Here is a 16,681-nt window from a genome sequence, read left to right as displayed (position 1 = left end):
ACATGAGGACAGGTTCGGGGTGGCGCCACAAAGGGGGGCAGGAGGCATCGCGTGCCGTGCTCCGAGGCTGCGGGAGGAGGCTTTGTCGGATCAGCCCTGCGGATCTTCCGCCAGTTCCGGCCAAAGGTACTGGGCGTTGTCGCGGTTAATCGAGGCGAGAAAAACGGCCAGATGCTCATCTTCTCCGAAATGGCACTCGTGGAAACGGATCAGTTTTCCCGTGTCGGATTTCACCCCGAAATCCCCCACGCGCATCACCACGCGCTCAAGTCGGATGTGTTCATGAGGCGAATCGAGTATTTCGCGTATTTTCCGAAGGCACGGGGCCAGTTCCGATTGAGTTGCAAGCGAGTCAAGTTTCTCCTTCAGTCCGGTCATCTCCCGCTTCCCCTGCGAGAGCTTGGCCTGCAACGAGGCGGGCGCGGAAATGGGCTTATTTTCCTTGAGCGCATAATCCAGGGTTTTCATTTGCGCCTTGAGCATAGCTTCGGATCGCTGCATCTCGGTCCTTAAACTCGTGTCCTGGCGAATGCGCGCAGGGGCTAGACCAATGAGATAACGCATCACGTTTTCCGTAAGCTTTTCGCGTAACTCAAGCAGGGTCGGGGCCGCACTGGAAAATTCGTGATCCAGGAATTCCACTGCGTTTTGCAGCACATCCCGCTTGATCACTTCCCCTTCAATCTCGTTACCGAGAATCATGTACTCGTGGCGATGCATTGTCAGCAGAAAGAAGCAATCCCGGCTTTGAGTGCTGGTGAAGACTTCTTTGATCTTTACTGAATGTCGCAGGGCATCCACTGCGTCTTTGGTGGTATCGAAAAGAACCGGGCCAATGGCTCTTTCGCTGGGTGCGTTGCGGTCCAGAACGAACGGCTCCCCCAACTCCTCGACCAGGGTCTCGGCGTAAGCGCAGGCTCTCTCTACAGAATTGACCAGTGTTTCGGCGCATTCGGCATCATCCTCGATATCAAAGGCGTTCTCGTCAGCGATGTGCTTGAGAATTCGTTCGACGAGGGGGCCTGTTTCACGTTTTTTCTTTTTGAAAAACCATTTCATGATGTTGGCTCATTATCGGCATCATTCGATTTTTACGCCGAATGGCGGAAATTGTGTACGATTTTTGCTAGATGGAATGATTTGGTTTTCAATAAGGCAGGATTTTCCTGCAAGCAAGGAGGCAACATGGAAATCGGCGGCACGCATTCGATCATGGGCATGCGTACAGATTACGCCGCTCAGGGACGCGCACCCAGAGATATCCCTGCAAGCCAGGGGGACACGGTCACCCTGTCCGCGGAAGCCAAGCGCCTGATGGAGTATTTTCGCAACAAAGAGGTCCACGCGACGGATCGGGAAGCGGCAAGCGATGCCGGGTCAGCCGAAACCTCGTCCGAGGGCTTGGCTGACGACGTGCAAGGCGGCGCAGTCAGCGCGGCGCAAGGGTCCTCATCCGGGAGCGGTTCCGGGTCCGGCAGCCAGGTCGAGGATATCAAGGAGCGCATCAAAGACCTGATGGACAAGGTCAAGCACATCATGGACAGCAATCTGCCGCCTGAACAGAAACAAAGCGCGGCCGCCCCGTATTTGCAACAGATTTCGGAGCTGCAGCAACAACTGCAGCAGCTCATGAGCGAGCAGCAGAAAAAGGCCTAGCAGGCTGCCTCGCAACGGTGATCCGCGTCATGACCTTTTTTTTCGCGTAATCTGCCTCGTCAGACATGACGTGCCCCGTCTCGGCTCGTACGCGGCGCAGGTCTGGAACGGTCCAGATGCTCCGCGTTGCAGAAACTCCTGTAGGCGTCCTGATTCAGGGGGAAGTCCCAGGAGCCGCTTCTGAGTTCGATCCTGCCGCCGAATCCCGTCTTGAAGCGGTACATACCGTAGAAGGGGTGCGCGGGATCAATCCCAGGCGAGACCGCGCCCATTTCGTAGGTCAGGCAGTCGCGTGTCCGGGCTAGGTTCATGGCGGTCCAGTGCATGAGGTAGGGAGCCATGAGGTTTCGTTTCAGGTTGGAGGACGCGCCGTAGAGGAAGTTGGCCGCCTTGCCAGAAATCCCGATGATTGCTCCGGCCAGATTGTCCGACCCGTGGCTGGCCAGCAGAAAGACAAGTTCCGCATTCCCTTTTCCTGCAAACCGGCATTTGAACAGGGCCGCGAAGTTCTCATAGCTGCATGGCGAAAATCCGTTTCGTTGCGCAGTCTGGCCGTACAGGGCGTGAAATTCCGGCAAGTTATCAGCGCTGACCGTGCGCACGGTCACGCCTTTGCGCTGGGCTAGGCCGATGTTGTAACGGGTCTTGGCCTTCATGCGCGACATGATCGCTTCTTCGTTTCCGTCCAGATCCACCACCAGCGAGCTGGCCACGGTCAGATCGCTGGGGGATTTGCGGATATTCCAGTGTCTGGTGCCCATGTTCATGCGCATCTCCCGGATTCTGGGTTCCGGAAAGGCGGTCCATTCCCGTGTTTTCATTTCGTCGGCGTAGAGCGACTTCCAGGGCAGGTCGTAGCGGATGCAGGCCACGTCCGGACCCAGTTCCCGGGCCAGGGACAAAGAAAACTCTTCGAGAAAGGGGCCGTAGTTTTCTTCGTCCGGGGCGTATTCAGGCCCCTGCGGTACCACGGCGATCTTTTTTTGCCCGCAGGGCTGCAAGAGCACCAGCACGTCCCCGCACCGTCTGGACTCCAGGTCGAAGGCCAGCGGCGTGTAGCCCAACCGGGATTTGACCTGCGCCCAGTAGGGGGTCTGGAAGATGATGTCGGTAGGCAGAAGCGCCTTTGGTGTTTTTGCGCTGAGATCGAACATTTTGCAGCCTCCTGTCGGTATTTTGATCGAGTTTTGGTAAATAAAAAGGGGGATGCGCAAACGACGCATCCCCCCAAAAGAAGTCATATTTTCGAGGTGTTCAGGCGTTCATGCGCTGGTGAAACTGCCGGGTTTCGGCAGTGGGGCTGTTTACGATTCGAAAGGCCATGTTTTTTTCCTCCTCGGCACGGTCCGGGCAAGATGGTAACAAGCAAGGGGGAGGCTTGCGAAAGCCTCCCCCTGACGATTCCGGACTCGAAATGACGTCGAACTGCTATACGCATTTTTTCATTCATGCAAGCCTGTCGATCTTTTTTTGGAAAATTATTTTTATTGAGCGCTTTTTCAGCTCTTTGTACGCAAAAATTCTCTTTTTAGCGCATTGCAAAACACACTCGATAAAAGAGTTATCGAAAAAACAATTTCATCATGGAATATGATGTGCTTTATATTTTGTGTTAAAAAATTCTCTTTCCAAGAAAATGAGAAATGTTTTGTAAGAATATTCTGTCAAGCTTGACCATTTTTGTTTTTCCGTAAGATTATGTGCTTTCGCGCTTTTGTCGCAGCATGGACATGTTTTTATGTTGGTTGCGGCTGCAGGCGCGCAAAATCGAAAGAAAGAGCCTATGAGGACAAGCATGAACAAAAAACCAAACATCACCATAACATCTCTTGACGCCGAGCGTCTTGAAATACTTCTCGATTCCCTGCCCAAGGGCGGATTTCCGGGCAAAGCCGCTCTGGAGGAGGAACTGGACCGCGCTCGCATCGTGGATCCCAAAAATGTTCCACCCACCGTGGTGACCATGAATTCCACGGTCAAATTCAAACTCATGCCCGCAGGTGAGGAATTTTGTCTTACTCTTGTCTATCCGGGTAGGGTTGACGATCAGGGCACGACAATTTCGATCCTGGCTCCGGTGGGCAGCGCCCTGCTCGGGCTTTCTCTCGGCGATGAAATTCAGTGGCCCCGGCCCGGCGGCGGGATGCTGCAGGTGCGCATCGAAGAGATCGTCTATCAGCCCGAACGCGCAGGAGAGTACGAGCTTTGATTCTCCGCAGCAGCCATTTTGCCTGCGCGCATCTGCGCCGCCATTTTCCGGCGGAAGCGGCCGGGGTTGCCTCCCGGCCGCTTCTGTTTCATATGGCGACCATGAAGCCTCGATTCGCCATTCCTCGACTGCGTTCCCGTCAGCGGGCCGTGCTGCACATGTATCGCACCGTGGCCGACTTCACCTATGATCTGGAGATCTGGATGGAGGCTGCCGGATCGCTGCGCTATGTCTCTCCCTCCTGCCTGCGCATGACCGGGTTCGCGGCAGAGGATGCCCGGCGCGACAGGGATTTTTTTGCGCGAATCATCGTTCCCGAGGATTTTCCGCAATGGCGACGGACCATGGACTGCGGACACCGGGAAGACATTGCGGCCATGGACTTTCGCATTCGCCGCCTGGACGGTTCCCAGATATGGCTGTCCCAGGAGACCACCCGCGTCTTCGATCCGCGCGGCAGGTTCCAGGGCTGGCGCCTGTCCCTGCGCGACGTGACGGAGCGGGTGCAGGCCCGCATGTTTCTCGATCAGGCCCGGCAGAACCTCGAAGAGCGGGTGCGGGAGCGCACGGCGGAGCTGGAACTGTCCCGCGAGCGCTACCGGGCCCTGTCCGGATATCTGCAGGACCGTATCGAGAAGGAGCGGGCCCATATTTCGCGCGAGATCCACGACGTTCTGGGGCAGGACATGACCGCCATGAACATGGGTCTGCATCGTCTGGAACGCTCGTTCCAGGACACGGGTGACGCCCGCCTGGCGCAGGTCGTGGAGCTGCGTGCCCTTGTGGCCGGCACTCTGCAGACGGTGCGCCGCATCTCGCGGGAACTGCGTCCGCCCATGCTCGACGAACTGGGGTTCGCCGAGGCCGTGGCCTGGCAGATCCGTACTTTTGCCCAGGCCTCGGGGCTGCGCGTGGATCAGCATATCGAGGGCATTCCCGACCTGCCTGCGGCCCTGGCCACATCCATGTACCGGGTCTTGCAGGAATGCCTGACCAATGCGGCCCGCCATTCCGGAGGCAACCGTCTGCACGTGGCCGTGCAGGCCGCAAAAGGGGAGCTTGTCATGCGCGTGGCCGACAATGGCCGAGGTATCACGAAGGCCCAGGCCGACGCCTCGGGCTCGCTGGGACTACTCGGAATGCGCGAGCGGGTCCGCCTGGCCGGCGGAACGCTTACAGTGGACCGTCTGCCCAAGGGCGGAACCGAAGTTGTGGTCAGGGTGCCCCTGGCCGGGGAGAATGGCTCATGCGTATCTTGATTGTGGACGATCACGCGGTGGTGCGGCGAGGCACGATGAACATCATCATCGACCGCTTCCCGGAGTGCGAATTCTCCGAGGCGGGAACGTTGCACGAGGCGCGACTGGTGCTGGAGGATGCGCGGTTCGACCTGGTGATCCTCGATATTTCCCTGCCCGACGGGAGCGGGCTTGATTTTTTGGAATACGCGCAGGAACACTCTCCGGGCCTGCCCGTGATCATGCTCAGCATGCACCACGAGATCGAATACGCCCAGCGCTGCCTGAGCCTCGGCGCGCGCGGTTACTTAAGCAAGAATTCGGCTCCCGAAGAGCTTGAAGAAGCCATGATCTCCATTCTGGACGGCGGCATCTACGTCAATCCGTCGCTGCTCGACTCGCGCCGGTCGACCTCGGCCATGGACACCCTGTCCCGCCAGGAGCGCGATGTGGCCCGCAGGCTGGCCAAAGGCGAGACCATGACCGCCATCGCCCAGGCCATGGGCGTCAGCGTCAAGACCGCCAGCACCTACCGCACCCGCGCCATGCGCAAACTCGGTATCGCCACCACCTCCGGCCTGATCCGCTATCTGCTCGAACGCGGTCTGGCCGATATGTGAGGGGGTGTCGGAGAAATCCGACAAGATTGCATCCGAGGCGTCAGAGGTTAAGGCTTTATGAAAGGATACCTCATGGAAGAGATAGGATTTTTGTTGCTTCTGGCCGGGGTGCTTGGCCTGGCGTTGTCACTGGTCATGCTTGGCCGGCGAAAACGCGTTACGAGACGTTCGTTGCCGGATAATTTTGATTTCGCCGACCGCAAATATTCCGAGAGAAGACGATGAGCCTGAGCCTTGAGGAACTTGAACTGCGTGCCTTCGATCCGCCGCACCTGGGCATGCCCGGCTGGCCGTGTCAGGCGGGCCGCTGGGAGGAAGAGGGACGCTTTGTGGAGATTTTCGTGGCCGTGCGCGAAGGCAGGATCATCGACGTGGGCTTTCTGACCAACATCCCTGGCGACGGCCTTGTCTGCGCTTCGGCCTATTGCGACGAGGTGCTGCAAAAGACCGTGGAGGAAGCCGGCGCCCTTTGCGCGCAGGATATTCTGGCTCTTTTTCCCTCACCCATGAAAGATGATTCCGCCTTGCACGACATCCTGAGAATTTGCGTCGACGCAGGCGCCAAATCCATCACCGCCAGTCCGCATCAGCCTTAGCAGGCTGTTTTTAGCATTCCAGCTCGGCCCGAGTCGGTTCAGACAACGACTGCTGCCGATTCGCACGTTCCACCTGCCACGAAGTCATCCCCGCGCAGGCGGGGATCCATGGCCTCGTGCGCCTCATCCGTCCCCTGCCTATCCGTCATCCATCCCATCATAAAGCAAAGTCTCGGCTCGTCGTCAGCGCGGCCAGGGCCGCAAGCGCCGTTCTGGTCGCGCCTTCGATGGCAGCCAGGTACTCGTGGTCGAAGGTGTTGTCGCGCCGGTTGGCGATGGCCGGGCAGATGGCTCCTGCCCAGTGCCCGAGGCCGCCGAGGAAATGCAGCAGAAAACTCGCCTCCATCTCCATGTTCTCGACCCGCTGTTCGCCGAGTCCTGGATCGAATTCGCTGAAAACCCTGTCCAGATCCGGCGCGCTCGGCCGCAAGCGGGAGATGTCGCGGCCCTGGGAGGCGAAGAATCCGCTGTTTGAGACGGTGAGGCCTGCCTTGGCGGCAACTCCCAGGTTCTTTGCGGCTTGCGTCAGCGCCCGGACCACTGCCGGTTCGGCGCGGGAGACATAAGAGTGGATTTTTCCCCGGAATCGCGAGTCCGGCCTGGCCGCCTTTTCAACCACTGCCGCCAGTTCCCGTTCCAGGCGCGCGCAGGTCTGGTCCGGGCAGGGCGTTTCGTAGAACAGGCCGGTGTTGTCCATGCCTAACGCATAGGTGGTGATGATGGATGTGCCGAGCCGGGTCGATGCCTGCAAACCCCCGGATGTCCCGACCCGGATGATGTGCAGCCTCGGAAAGAGGGGTTTGGGCTTTCTTGTGGCGAAGTCGATCTCGTTTAGCGCCACCAGTTCGTTGACCACGATCTCAAGAGAGGGCGTGCCCATGCCCGAGGTCGCCACGGTGGCGCGCACGGGCGAGATGATCGTGGCCCGGTCGCCGGTGGCGTAGTATGTGCCCGTGGCCGTGACCAGACCACGGTGCTCCCGTTCTACCTCCAGGTCGCGCAAGAAGGACCGGGCAATGAATTCGGCCCGCCCAGGGTCGCCGACTAGCAGAATGTCGGGCGCAAGTTGTTCGGGCGTGATCTGAAGATGATAGATGCGCCCATTGGCGTCGATGGGCAGGTCGGCCTCGGCGAGGGCGGGGACGGGGCAGGGGGGTGAATCGGGTTCGTCGCTCATGGCAGGCACGTACCGAAGTTCGTGTCAGCTGGCCAGCATGGTTTCCGGCGCGAGGTTCGGGTCATGCCGAAGGCAGCGCCTTCCAGGCCATGCTCAGCCCCATGATCAGGATCATCAGGAAAAGTACGCGTTGAAAGGAGAGATCCTGCAAGCGTCCGGACACCCGCATCCCGGCCCACGCGCCCAAGGAAACCGAAGGCAGGGCGGCGATGTAGAGCCAGAGCGCGTGCACGCTGTACAGTCCGGCCAGGGCGTGTGCCGCGACGATGAAGAGGCCGCTGACGATGAAGAACGCGCCAAGAGCGGCCTTGATCTGCTGCTGGGTGCCGCCGCGCAGGGACAGGTATACGGCCAGAGGCGGCCCGTTGAACCCGAAGGCCGTGCCGAGACCCGTGGACAGAAATCCGGCCAGCATGCCCCAGGGCGCGGCCAGCTTTCTCTTGTTGACCTGCGTGCCGCTCAGCCCCCAGATGGAATAGGCTATCAAAAGAGCGCCAAGCCCGAATTTGAGTCCAGCTTCCGGGACATTCTTCAGCACCAGCACGCCGCAGATGGCTCCGGGCAAACCGCCCAGAAACAGGGCCTTGATGCCGCAGGAGTCCAGATGCTTTCGATAATTCCAGGCCATCTGGAAGTTGAGAGAGAGTACCACCAATCCGCAGGTGGATACGGCCAGCGGCATGTCCAGACCCGTGGCCACGATGGGCATGGCCACCAGGGCCGCGCCGAAGCCGACGATGCCGTTGACGAACCCGCCGAGCAGCCAGCCAAAGATGGTTACGAGATACAGCGCTGCAATGTCCATGAGTTCGTCTTAAAAGCGGTTGCGGATAGATTTTTGAGCCGATGGTCCGTCGCGGAGAACCGTGTTCTCCGCGACGGCGTGGGTGATGTTACAATCCGAGAATGCGGCGGGCGTTGTCGTACATGACCTTGCGCCGGACCTCGTCCGATAGGGGGAAGCCGGCGTAGGCGTCAAGGGCGTCGGCCAGTTCGATGAACGGATGCGCGCTGGCGAAGACGACCTTGTCCTGGATGATGGTGCTCATGGCCTGCACGAAAACGTCGGCCATGGGCGCGCGCTCGTATTCCGAGAAATCCATGTAGACGTTGGCGTTGCGCAGGCAGGCGTAGACGCTTTCGTTGACGTACGGATAGCCGCCATGGCTCATGATGATGGTCAGCTCGGGAAAATCGCGGGCGACCTGATCGATGTGGCGGGGATCGGCGTAGTCCATGATCGCACCGGGGACCTGCGGCGGCGGGGCCATGGTCACGAACACCGGCAGGTTCAACTCCGCGCATTTGGTGTAGATCGGGTAGTAGCGGGCCTCACAGGCCGGGATGTGGGCCAGGTAGGGGTCGATGGCGATGCCCTTCATGCCGAATTCTTCGACGGCCCTGACGATTTCATATACGGCGGCCATTTTTTTGTGCGGGTCGATACCCCAGAAGCCGATGAATTTTTCCGGATAGGCCTTGCAGAACTCCAGCACGCTGCCGTTGTTGGCCGGGGAGCCGTAGGTGGTTTCGCAATCGCGGCCGGTGATGACCGCGCGCTCGACGCCACGGCTGTCCAGATCGGCCACGATCTCGGGAAGGGGCTGGGGCTTGCGGGCGTCAAATCCGATGGCCTGACAGGCGGCCTTGAACATGGCGCTATTCTTGATGCCGTTAATTATTTCGGGAGTGTTGGGGCGGAATCGAAAGTCGATGATTTTCATGGGCAAAGATCTCCTGTTCCAGGCTGGCGAGGACGCCGTCCGGGTTTGAGAAGCCGCCGGACGAGGTGTCCGGCGGCGTGTTGTGCGGATGGTTTACTTGTTGCCTATAAAGAAGAGCGGCACTTCGGGGATGTAGGTCACAATCAGCAGCACCAGGATCATGAGGCCGAGCATGGGCAACACGGTGCGAGCCAGGTATTCGATCTTGGTTTTGGAGATGCTGCTGGCCACGAAGAGGTTCACGCCCACGGGCGGAGTGATGAAGCCGATGGCCAAGTTGGTGACGATGATGACGCCGAAGTGCAGGGGCGAGACGCCGACCCCGACAACCACGGGCAAGAGGATCGGGGTCAGGATGACGATGGCGGCCAGCGCCTCCATGAAGGTGCCGACGATGAGCAGCAGCACGTTGATGAGCAGCAGGATGACGATCTTGCTCTCGGTGAAGCCGAGGATGGCCCTGGCGATAGTGCCGGGCACGTCTTCGAGGGTCATGATGTTGCCGAACAGGGTGGCCATGGCCATGAGCACGATGATGGTCGCCGAAGTTTCGCAGGACTCCACGCAGCACGCGGCGAACTTGCGGGCGTCGATCTCCCTGTACACGAACACGCCGACGATGAGGCCGTAGAAGGCGGCCACGGCGGCGGCTTCGGTCGGGGTCATGATGCCGCCGTAGATGCCGCCCAGGACGATGACCGGGACCATGAGGGCCCACTTGGCTTCCCAGACCGCGGCCATGAGGGATGCGACGGTTCTCTTGCGCGCTTCGCCGCGCCAGTTGCGCGCTTTGGCATACAGGTAGGCGTAGGTCATGAGCACCAGACCGACCAGAATTCCCGGCACGATGCCGGCGATGAACAGGTCGCCGATGGAGACCTGGGCGGAGATGCCGTAGACCACGAAGGGATTGCTCGGCGGGATGAGCACGCCGATGGCGCCGGCCGAGGCGACGATGGCGGCGGCGAAGTACTTGTCGTAGCCGCGCTGGACCATGGCGGGGATGGTCAGGGCGCCGATGGCGGCCACGGTGGCCGGACCCGACCCGCTGATGGCCCCGAAGAACATGCAGGTCGCCACGGTGACCAGGGCCATGCCGCCGTATAGGCCGCCGAGCATCTCGTCGGCCAGGGCCAGGAGGCGCTGGGAAAGGCCTCCGGCGCCCATGAAGGTACCTGCGGCGATGAAGAACGGGATGGCCATGATCGGAAAGGAATCGATGGATGTGAAAGCCGTCTGGGCCAGGTACTCGATGGGCAGGGTCTCGGCGCAGATGACCGTGGCCAGGGTGGAGAGTCCGAGCGAGATGGCGATGGGCACACCGATCACGCACAGGATTCCGAAATATCCGAACAGGGCCGGCAGCGGTTCGATGTATTCCGCCAGCACTGCCGGAGCGATGATGGCGCCGACAAAGGCAACCGCAATGGCGGTGTCAAGCGGCCCACAGAGCTGCGTCTGGCCTCTGAGATTCTGCAGAAGGCGCAGCGCCATGAGACCAAAGCCCAGGGGCAGGACCAGGTACGGGATGATGTACGGTATCCCCAGGGCGGTGGTGTGCTGCGGGAATTCCATCAGGCGTTCGATCTGGGTCCAGCCGTACCAGCAGATGGTCAGCGTGAGGATCAGGAAAAAGATGTCGACCACGACCCAGCTCGCATTCTGCCAGCGGACCGGAATCCGGTCGTAAATGATGTCGATGCGGATCGAGCTGCGCTTCTTGATCGCGACGGAGAGCGCGAGATAGCTGATCCAGATGAAGATGTAGCGCGCCAGTTCCTCGGTCCAGACCGCCGCGCCCGCCGAGCTGACGAAATGCACGATGATGTATCTGTACAGCGTCTGAAAGGTGATCAGGAAAATGATCGTCAGCAATCCGGAGACAAGAAAGACCTTTTCGAAATTCTCGTTCAGCCAGCCCCATATGTTTTTGAATGCGGAGGGGCTGTCCATGGCCTCAAGAGGCAGCACGCCGCAATTGGTATTCGGTTCCATATATTCTCCCTATGCCTTGTCGTGTGGAGCCTGTGCGTGATCGTCGACGAGGCGGTTCATTCGCATGCTGTTCCCCGGGCGTCGGAAGAGCCCAGCCCGACCGCCGCCGGGGATGTCCCGGCGGCGGTCAGGATTTGCGGTTACTGCTGGGTTGCGGTCAACAATTCCATCATCCTGCCGGGGATCTGCTTGGCGAATTCCTCACGCACCGGGGCGGTCAGTTCCTTCAGCTTGGCACGTTCGGCGTCGGGTAGGATGGTCACTTCAATGCCCTTTTCCTTGAACGCGTCCCAGGCCTTCTGTTCGAGCTTCACGCTCTCGGCGCGCTGCCAGACCAGGGCCTCACGGGCGGCCTCGCTGATGATCGTCTGCTGCTCGGGGGTCAGGCCGTCCCACTTCTTCTTGTTCATGAGCAAGAGGTGCATGCTGTAGTTGTGATTGGAATCCATGGCGTACTTGAGCACTTCGGTGTGCTTGGCATCGTTCAAGAGGGAGAAGGTGTTGCCTTCGGCGTCAACGGTGCCCTGCTGCAGGGCGGTGTAGGTCTCGCCCCAGGCCACGGGGGCGGGGTTCATGCCCAGGGCCTTGGCAACGCTGACTTCGACGGGGGAGTCCGTGGTGCGGACTTTCAGGCCGGCCAGGTCGGCCACGGTGCGGATGGGCTTCTTGGTGCTGACGAAATTGCGGTAGCCGTACTGGCTGAGCATGATCGGCTGCAGGCCGATCTCGTTGGCGGCCTTTTCCACTTCCTTGCCGAGCTCGCCTTCATCGAGGCCCTTGTAGAAATTGTCCTGGAACTTGGGGTCGGTGATGTAGGGCAGGTCGATGGCCATGAAGGCCTTGCTGAAACTGGCCATGTTCGGGGAGGAGCACGAAGACATGTCCAGCGTGCCGGCCTGCGCGGCCTCTGTAGTCACGCGGTCGCTGCCGAGCTGGGCGCTGCCGAAGATCTGGATCTTGATCTGCTTGTCGCTCTTGGCTTCGACAAGTTCCTTGAACTTCTCGTAGCCTACGGTGACGTTGTTGCCCGGGGCCATGGGATGGCCGATACGCAGGGTCAGGGGTTTTCCGGCATGCGCCGTGTCGATGGGGCCAGCCAAACCTACTGCGGTCATAAGGCTCAGTGCGGCTAAGACGATCTTCTTCATGTATTCCTCCAAAAAAAGTTGAGTTTTGACCAGCATTGCCAGGCAATGTTTCCGGCTGTCGCCCTCTGGCCACGGGTGTTGATGACCCCAGAGCAGAATGCATGCCATCGGAAAATGAGGGTTGGACAGCTTGTTGTAATTTAAATTTATTAAAATTCAAGTACTTGTGAGTCAATGGTGCACAATCGCGGCGGAGAAAGGGAGTTTAAATCGCAAAACTGCAACTACTGAGAGGTGTTCTTAGCAGAGGTGCCGTTTTTGGGAATAAAATCACAAAATCCCGGCGTCCATTATTGTCTTACACTGCCGTCGGCTTTTTTGCGACCCGTGATGATGCGTATTTTGCGTGTCCCGTTGCAAATTTGCAACCATTTTTGTGTAAAAAAGTCGGAAATGTTCGTGTTTGTTGCAAGTTTGCGACGGGTTCGCTTTGTTCCATTTTTCCCAAAGAACGCAATGCCACGGTGAATCGTGAATACTCTTTCTTTTTAATAGGTTAAGAGGATTGGCACAGAGAATGCTCATGGCCCAGCAGTTGTGTTGAAGTGAAGCAGATCAGCAAGCCAGTAATGTTATCATTCTATCACGTTAATCTGGCAGCAAAAAATGGATAGCGGTTTTATAAAATTTCATACGCAAACTTAGACCAGGAGTAAGAACATGACTCGCTTTACATGTGGCTGCATGTCACCTCAGGAAGAACGTCTTTACAATCAGATCGAAGGCAAAGAAGATAAATTCAGAAAGACGCATAGCCGCGTTTTCAAGCTTTTGGAAAAATTTGATGGACAGAAGCCGCGTATCGATATCGAACGCGCCTTGTTCTTCACACAGTCAATGCAGCAGACGGAAGGTCAGCCGTTGGTTCTGCAATGGGCAAAGGCCATGAAGCACATTGCCGAGAACATGACCGTTTACGTTCAGGAAGATCAACTTCTGCTGGGCCGCGCCGGTTGTGACGGACGTTACGGCATTCTCTATCCCGAGCTCGATGGCGATTTCCTCGACATCGCTGTGAAGGAGCTGCCTAACCGCCCGACCTCTCCTGCGACCATCACCCCCGAGGACGCCAAGATAGTGGTGGAAGAGATCGCCCCTTTTTGGAAGGGCAAGACCTTTCACGAAAAGCTCAACGCCGCTCTGCCCGAGGAAGTGCACAAGCTGACCTATGACGATCCGTCCGGTCTCATGTCCCGCTTCATCGTCAACGAGACTGCGTCCTTCCGCTCTTCCATCCAGTGGGTCCATGACTACGAAAAGGTTTTGAAGCGCGGGTTCAACGACATCAAGCGCGAAGCCCTGGAAAAGCTGGCCGATCTCGATCCGCTCAGCCCCAAGGACAACTGCGAGAAGAAGCCCTTCCTCGAAGCCGTAGTCATCGTCTGCGACGCCATCGTGCTCTGGGCCAAGCGTCACGCCGTGCTGGCGCGTGAAGTGGCGGAAAAGGAAACCAATCCCGAACGCAAGGCGGAACTCATCCGCATGGCCGAAAACGCCGAACGCGTACCCGGCGAGCCCGCCCGCAACTTCTGGGAAGCCTGCCAGAGCCAGTGGTTCATGCAGATGTTCTCCCGCATCGAACAGAAGACAGGCACAACCATCTCCAACGGACGCATGGATCAGTATTTCCTGCCGTATTACGCCCAGGACATCGATGCCGGCACGCTGACCGAAGAGAAGGCCATGGAACTCTTGGAGTGCATGTGGGTCGGCATGGCCGAATTCATCGATATGTACATCTCCCCCACGGGCGGGGCCTTCAACGAAGGCTACGCACACTGGGAAGCTGTAACGGTTGGCGGCCAGACTCCGGAGGGACGCGACGCCACCAACGACCTGACTCACCTCATCCTCAAGTCCAAGCGCGAATTTCCGCTGCACTACCCGGACCTCGCCGCCCGCATCCACAGCCGTTCGCCCGAGAGCTATCTGTGGGACGTGGCCGAGACCATCAAGGACGGCTCGGGCTTCCCCAAGCTGATCAACGACGAGGAGATCGTGCCCCTCTATGTCTCCAAGGGCGCGACCTTCGCCGAAGCCTATGACTACGCCGTGTCCGGCTGCACCGAGGCACGCATGCCCAACCGTGACACGTACACCTCCGGTGGCGCGTACATCAACTTCGCCGCGGCCGTGGAAATGGTGCTGCGCAACGGACGTATGAAGAAGTACGGCGACATCGACCTGGGCGTGAAGACCGGCGATCCGACCGCGTTCTCCACCTGGGACGAGTTCTGGGACGCCTATGTGCAGCAGCACCTTCTGTTCCTGCGCGCCGCCTTCGTGCAGCAGTACACCATCAACAAGATCCGCGCGACCTGCTTCGCCCAGCCCATGGGTTCCGCCGTGCATGACCTGTGCATGAAGCATTGCATCGACCTGCATCAGGAGCAGATCCCCGAGGGCATCAACCTTGGCTACTTCGAGTACATGGGTCTGGGAACAGTCGTGGACTCCCTGGCGGCCATCAAGAAGCTTGTCTTTGAAGACAAGAAGCTGACCATGCAACAGATCATCGACGCAGTTGACGCCAACTTCGAAGGTTTCGAGGATGTCGAGGCGCTGCTGCGCTCCGCCCCCTGCTACGGCAACAACGATCCCTACGCCGACAGCATCGGTCGTGAAATCGACAGGATTTCCGTGGAATACGGCGGCAAGTACAGCAAGGAACTGGGCATGCACAATGACGTGCGCTACGTGCCTTTCACCTCGCATGTGCCTTTCGGCAAGGTCGTCAGCGCCACCCCCAACGGACGCAAGCAGTTCACCCCGCTGTCCGACGGTTCCTCGGCCTCCCACGGCGCGGATGTCAACGGCCCCACGGCCATCCTGCTGTCCAACTACAATACCAAGAACTACGGTATGCGCGACCGCGCGGCCCGCATGCTCAACATCAAGTTCACGCCCAAGTGCATCGAGGGCGAGCAGGGCACGGAAAAGCTCGTCTCCTTCATCCGCACTTTCTGCGACCTGAAGATCTGGCACGTGCAGTTCAACGTCATCAACCGCGACACGCTCATCGCGGCCAAGAAGGATCCGCAGAAGTACCGCAATCTCATCGTGCGCATCGCTGGCTACAGCGCCTACTTCGTGGATCTGTCCCCGGACCTCCAGGACGACCTCATCGCCCGCACGGAGCATGGCGCTCTTTAAGAATCAGCAGGGGGCCCCAAGGCCCCCTGCCTTTTTCCAGCCGCGAAATTCGCTTCGGGATCAAAACTCATCCTCGCATTTTGCGTGAAACCATCGAGGGGCCTCATGAGCGCGTTTGAAGACAAAAAGAAGAAAGGTCTGGTGTTCAATATCCAGAAATACTCGGTCCACGATGGGCCTGGAATTCGGACCATCGTGTTTTTGAAGGGCTGTCCCTTGTCCTGCCGGTGGTGCAGCAATCCAGAATCGCAGCGCCGCGAACCGGAACTGGCGGTCAATCCCGGACGCTGTCTGACCTTCGCCAAATGCACGCGCTGCCTGCAGGCCTGCCTGCGCGGGGCGATCATCCGCGAGGTCGACGACTCCCTGCGCATCGACAGGTCGCTGTGCTCCGGATGTCCGATGAATTGCGCCGAGGCGTGTCCGTCCCAGGGCCTGATCGTTTACGGACAGGAACGCACCGTGGACGATGTGCTGAGCGTGGTCGAGCAGGACGCGGCCTTTTACATCAGGTCCAGCGGCGGCTTGACCCTCTCCGGCGGCGAGCCGCTTTTGCAGGGTGAATTCGCCCTGGCACTCTTGCGCGACGCCCGGCGGCGCAGGATCAAGACGGCGGTGGAGACCTGCGGCATGGTGCCATGGAAGACGCTGGAGGCAGCCGCGCCGTATCTGAACTACGTTCTGTACGACATCAAGCACATGGACAGCGGTATTCACGAAGAGCAGACCGGATGTTCCAACGAAACGATTCTGGAAAATTTCCAGAAGCTGGCCGCGCTGGACCCGGACAAGTCGATCCTGGCCCGCACCCCGGTCATCCCCGGATTCAATGATTCGGAAGAAGCGATCAAAGCCATCGCGCAATTCATAAAGCCTTTTCCGAACGTGCGTTACGAGATGCTTCCCTATCATCGCCTTGGGACACAGAAATATCATTTTCTGGACAGGGTGCCGCCCATGGATGAAGTAACTCTGGATAAATCCATCATGGCAAAGCTGGTTGACGTCGCACGAAATGTTCTTGGAGACAGGCTTGAAGTTGTCAAATAGGGTGCATGCCATGTTTCGATAGGGCTGTGTCTGTTTTTATGAGCGACAATGCATTAAATATATTGTTGCTATGATGTAATTTTACTATGGTTTTTACGGGTATTACACAAAAAGG

The 16,681-nt window shown here is 58.8% G+C and carries 15 protein-coding genes; 8 read left to right on the top strand and 7 right to left on the bottom strand.

What is annotated here, in order from left to right; translation table 11 throughout:
* Positions 1-90: 90 nt before the first annotated feature.
* Positions 91-1,059, bottom strand: coding sequence for a hypothetical protein (locus DBAC_RS18380; RefSeq protein WP_015773784.1), 969 nt, complete (start codon positions 1,057-1,059; stop codon positions 91-93).
* 126 nt (positions 1,060-1,185) lie between these two features.
* Here DBAC_RS18380 and DBAC_RS19310 point away from each other — a divergent pair, with 126 nt between their 5' ends.
* On the top strand, positions 1,186-1,656 hold the full coding sequence (locus DBAC_RS19310; RefSeq protein WP_015773783.1) for a FlxA-like family protein: 471 nt from the start codon (positions 1,186-1,188) through the stop codon (positions 1,654-1,656).
* 59 nt (positions 1,657-1,715) lie between these two features.
* Here the strand turns inward: DBAC_RS19310 and DBAC_RS08015 are convergent, their stop codons facing one another.
* On the bottom strand, positions 1,716-2,810 hold the full coding sequence (locus DBAC_RS08015) for a lipid II:glycine glycyltransferase FemX (RefSeq protein ID WP_015773782.1): 1,095 nt from the start codon (positions 2,808-2,810) through the stop codon (positions 1,716-1,718).
* A 641-nt stretch (positions 2,811-3,451) separates the two neighbouring features.
* Here DBAC_RS08015 and rnk point away from each other — a divergent pair.
* From rnk to DBAC_RS07995, 5 genes are all read left to right on the top strand, one after another.
* Positions 3,452-3,865 (top strand): nucleoside diphosphate kinase regulator, encoded by a 414-nt coding sequence (gene rnk, locus DBAC_RS08010; protein WP_015773781.1) that lies wholly within the window; start codon positions 3,452-3,454, stop codon positions 3,863-3,865.
* Positions 3,862-5,124 (top strand): PAS domain-containing sensor histidine kinase, encoded by a 1,263-nt coding sequence (locus DBAC_RS08005; protein ID WP_015773780.1) that lies wholly within the window; start codon positions 3,862-3,864, stop codon positions 5,122-5,124. The genes rnk and DBAC_RS08005 overlap by 4 nt, the downstream gene beginning before the upstream one ends.
* Positions 5,112-5,723, top strand: coding sequence for a response regulator transcription factor (locus DBAC_RS08000; protein WP_015773779.1), 612 nt, complete (start codon positions 5,112-5,114; stop codon positions 5,721-5,723). The genes DBAC_RS08005 and DBAC_RS08000 overlap by 13 nt, the downstream gene beginning before the upstream one ends.
* Before the next feature lie 72 nt (positions 5,724-5,795).
* Complete coding sequence (locus DBAC_RS19215) at positions 5,796-5,948, top strand: hypothetical protein (RefSeq protein ID WP_153304564.1); 153 nt, start codon at positions 5,796-5,798, stop codon at positions 5,946-5,948.
* Positions 5,945-6,319 (top strand): hypothetical protein, encoded by a 375-nt coding sequence (locus DBAC_RS07995; RefSeq protein WP_015773777.1) that lies wholly within the window; start codon positions 5,945-5,947, stop codon positions 6,317-6,319. Before DBAC_RS19215 ends, DBAC_RS07995 begins: the two co-directional genes overlap by 4 nt.
* Positions 6,320-6,476: 157 nt before the next feature.
* Here DBAC_RS07995 and DBAC_RS07990 read toward each other — a convergent pair whose 3' ends face one another.
* The 5 genes from DBAC_RS07990 to DBAC_RS07970 all read right to left on the bottom strand — a co-directional run bounded on the left by DBAC_RS07990 (position 6,477) and on the right by DBAC_RS07970 (position 12,363).
* On the bottom strand, positions 6,477-7,496 hold the full coding sequence (locus DBAC_RS07990) for a nucleoside phosphorylase (protein WP_015773776.1): 1,020 nt from the start codon (positions 7,494-7,496) through the stop codon (positions 6,477-6,479).
* A gap of 61 nt (positions 7,497-7,557) precedes the next feature.
* Entirely contained in the window at positions 7,558-8,301 is a 744-nt protein-coding gene (locus tag DBAC_RS07985) for a sulfite exporter TauE/SafE family protein (RefSeq protein ID WP_015773775.1), read from the bottom strand.
* Between the two features lie 88 nt (positions 8,302-8,389).
* A complete protein-coding gene (locus DBAC_RS07980) occupies positions 8,390-9,220 on the bottom strand; it encodes an amidohydrolase family protein (RefSeq protein WP_015773774.1) in 831 nt (276 codons plus the stop codon).
* Positions 9,221-9,313: 93 nt separating this feature from the next.
* Positions 9,314-11,173 (bottom strand): TRAP transporter large permease, encoded by a 1,860-nt coding sequence (locus DBAC_RS07975; RefSeq protein WP_043812137.1) that lies wholly within the window; start codon positions 11,171-11,173, stop codon positions 9,314-9,316.
* A gap of 182 nt (positions 11,174-11,355) precedes the next feature.
* Positions 11,356-12,363 carry a TRAP transporter substrate-binding protein gene (locus DBAC_RS07970; RefSeq protein ID WP_015773772.1) on the bottom strand — a complete coding sequence of 336 codons (1,008 nt, stop codon included), beginning with the start codon at positions 12,361-12,363 and terminating at the stop codon, positions 11,356-11,358.
* 660 nt (positions 12,364-13,023) lie between these two features.
* On the opposite strand from DBAC_RS07970, the gene hpsG reads away from it, so the two are divergent.
* Complete coding sequence (gene hpsG, locus DBAC_RS07965; protein ID WP_015773771.1) at positions 13,024-15,516, top strand: (2S)-3-sulfopropanediol dehydratase; 2,493 nt, start codon at positions 13,024-13,026, stop codon at positions 15,514-15,516.
* 105 nt (positions 15,517-15,621) lie between these two features.
* On the top strand, positions 15,622-16,566 hold the full coding sequence (gene hpsH, locus DBAC_RS07960; protein ID WP_015773770.1) for a (2S)-3-sulfopropanediol dehydratase activating enzyme: 945 nt from the start codon (positions 15,622-15,624) through the stop codon (positions 16,564-16,566).
* The last annotated feature ends 115 nt before the right edge of the window (positions 16,567-16,681 follow it).

The organism is Desulfomicrobium baculatum DSM 4028 (assembly GCF_000023225.1).
GTDB lineage: Bacteria > Desulfobacterota > Desulfovibrionia > Desulfovibrionales > Desulfomicrobiaceae > Desulfomicrobium > Desulfomicrobium baculatum.
Note: the sequence above shows the minus strand (reverse complement) of the source record. Positions and strands in the feature narration are given on the sequence as shown.

What these genes read in the sequence shown, in the direction of transcription:
- DBAC_RS18380 (WP_015773784.1), bottom strand. Translation starts at nt 1,059, where the DNA reads ATGAAATGGTTTTTCAAAAAGAAAAAACGTGAAACAGGCCCCCTCGTC.
- DBAC_RS19310 (WP_015773783.1), top strand. Translation starts at nt 1,186, where the DNA reads ATGGAAATCGGCGGCACGCATTCGATCATGGGCATGCGTACAGATTAC.
- DBAC_RS08015 (WP_015773782.1), bottom strand. Translation starts at nt 2,810, where the DNA reads ATGTTCGATCTCAGCGCAAAAACACCAAAGGCGCTTCTGCCTACCGAC.
- rnk (WP_015773781.1), top strand. Translation starts at nt 3,452, where the DNA reads ATGAACAAAAAACCAAACATCACCATAACATCTCTTGACGCCGAGCGT.
- DBAC_RS08000 (WP_015773779.1), top strand. Translation starts at nt 5,112, where the DNA reads ATGCGTATCTTGATTGTGGACGATCACGCGGTGGTGCGGCGAGGCACG.
- DBAC_RS19215 (WP_153304564.1), top strand. Translation starts at nt 5,796, where the DNA reads ATGGAAGAGATAGGATTTTTGTTGCTTCTGGCCGGGGTGCTTGGCCTG.
- DBAC_RS07995 (WP_015773777.1), top strand. Translation starts at nt 5,945, where the DNA reads ATGAGCCTGAGCCTTGAGGAACTTGAACTGCGTGCCTTCGATCCGCCG.
- DBAC_RS07990 (WP_015773776.1), bottom strand. Translation starts at nt 7,496, where the DNA reads ATGAGCGACGAACCCGATTCACCCCCCTGCCCCGTCCCCGCCCTCGCC.
- DBAC_RS07985 (WP_015773775.1), bottom strand. Translation starts at nt 8,301, where the DNA reads ATGGACATTGCAGCGCTGTATCTCGTAACCATCTTTGGCTGGCTGCTC.
- DBAC_RS07980 (WP_015773774.1), bottom strand. Translation starts at nt 9,220, where the DNA reads ATGAAAATCATCGACTTTCGATTCCGCCCCAACACTCCCGAAATAATT.
- DBAC_RS07975 (WP_043812137.1), bottom strand. Translation starts at nt 11,173, where the DNA reads ATGGACAGCCCCTCCGCATTCAAAAACATATGGGGCTGGCTGAACGAG.
- DBAC_RS07970 (WP_015773772.1), bottom strand. Translation starts at nt 12,363, where the DNA reads ATGAAGAAGATCGTCTTAGCCGCACTGAGCCTTATGACCGCAGTAGGT.
- hpsG (WP_015773771.1), top strand. Translation starts at nt 13,024, where the DNA reads ATGACTCGCTTTACATGTGGCTGCATGTCACCTCAGGAAGAACGTCTT.
- hpsH (WP_015773770.1), top strand. Translation starts at nt 15,622, where the DNA reads ATGAGCGCGTTTGAAGACAAAAAGAAGAAAGGTCTGGTGTTCAATATC.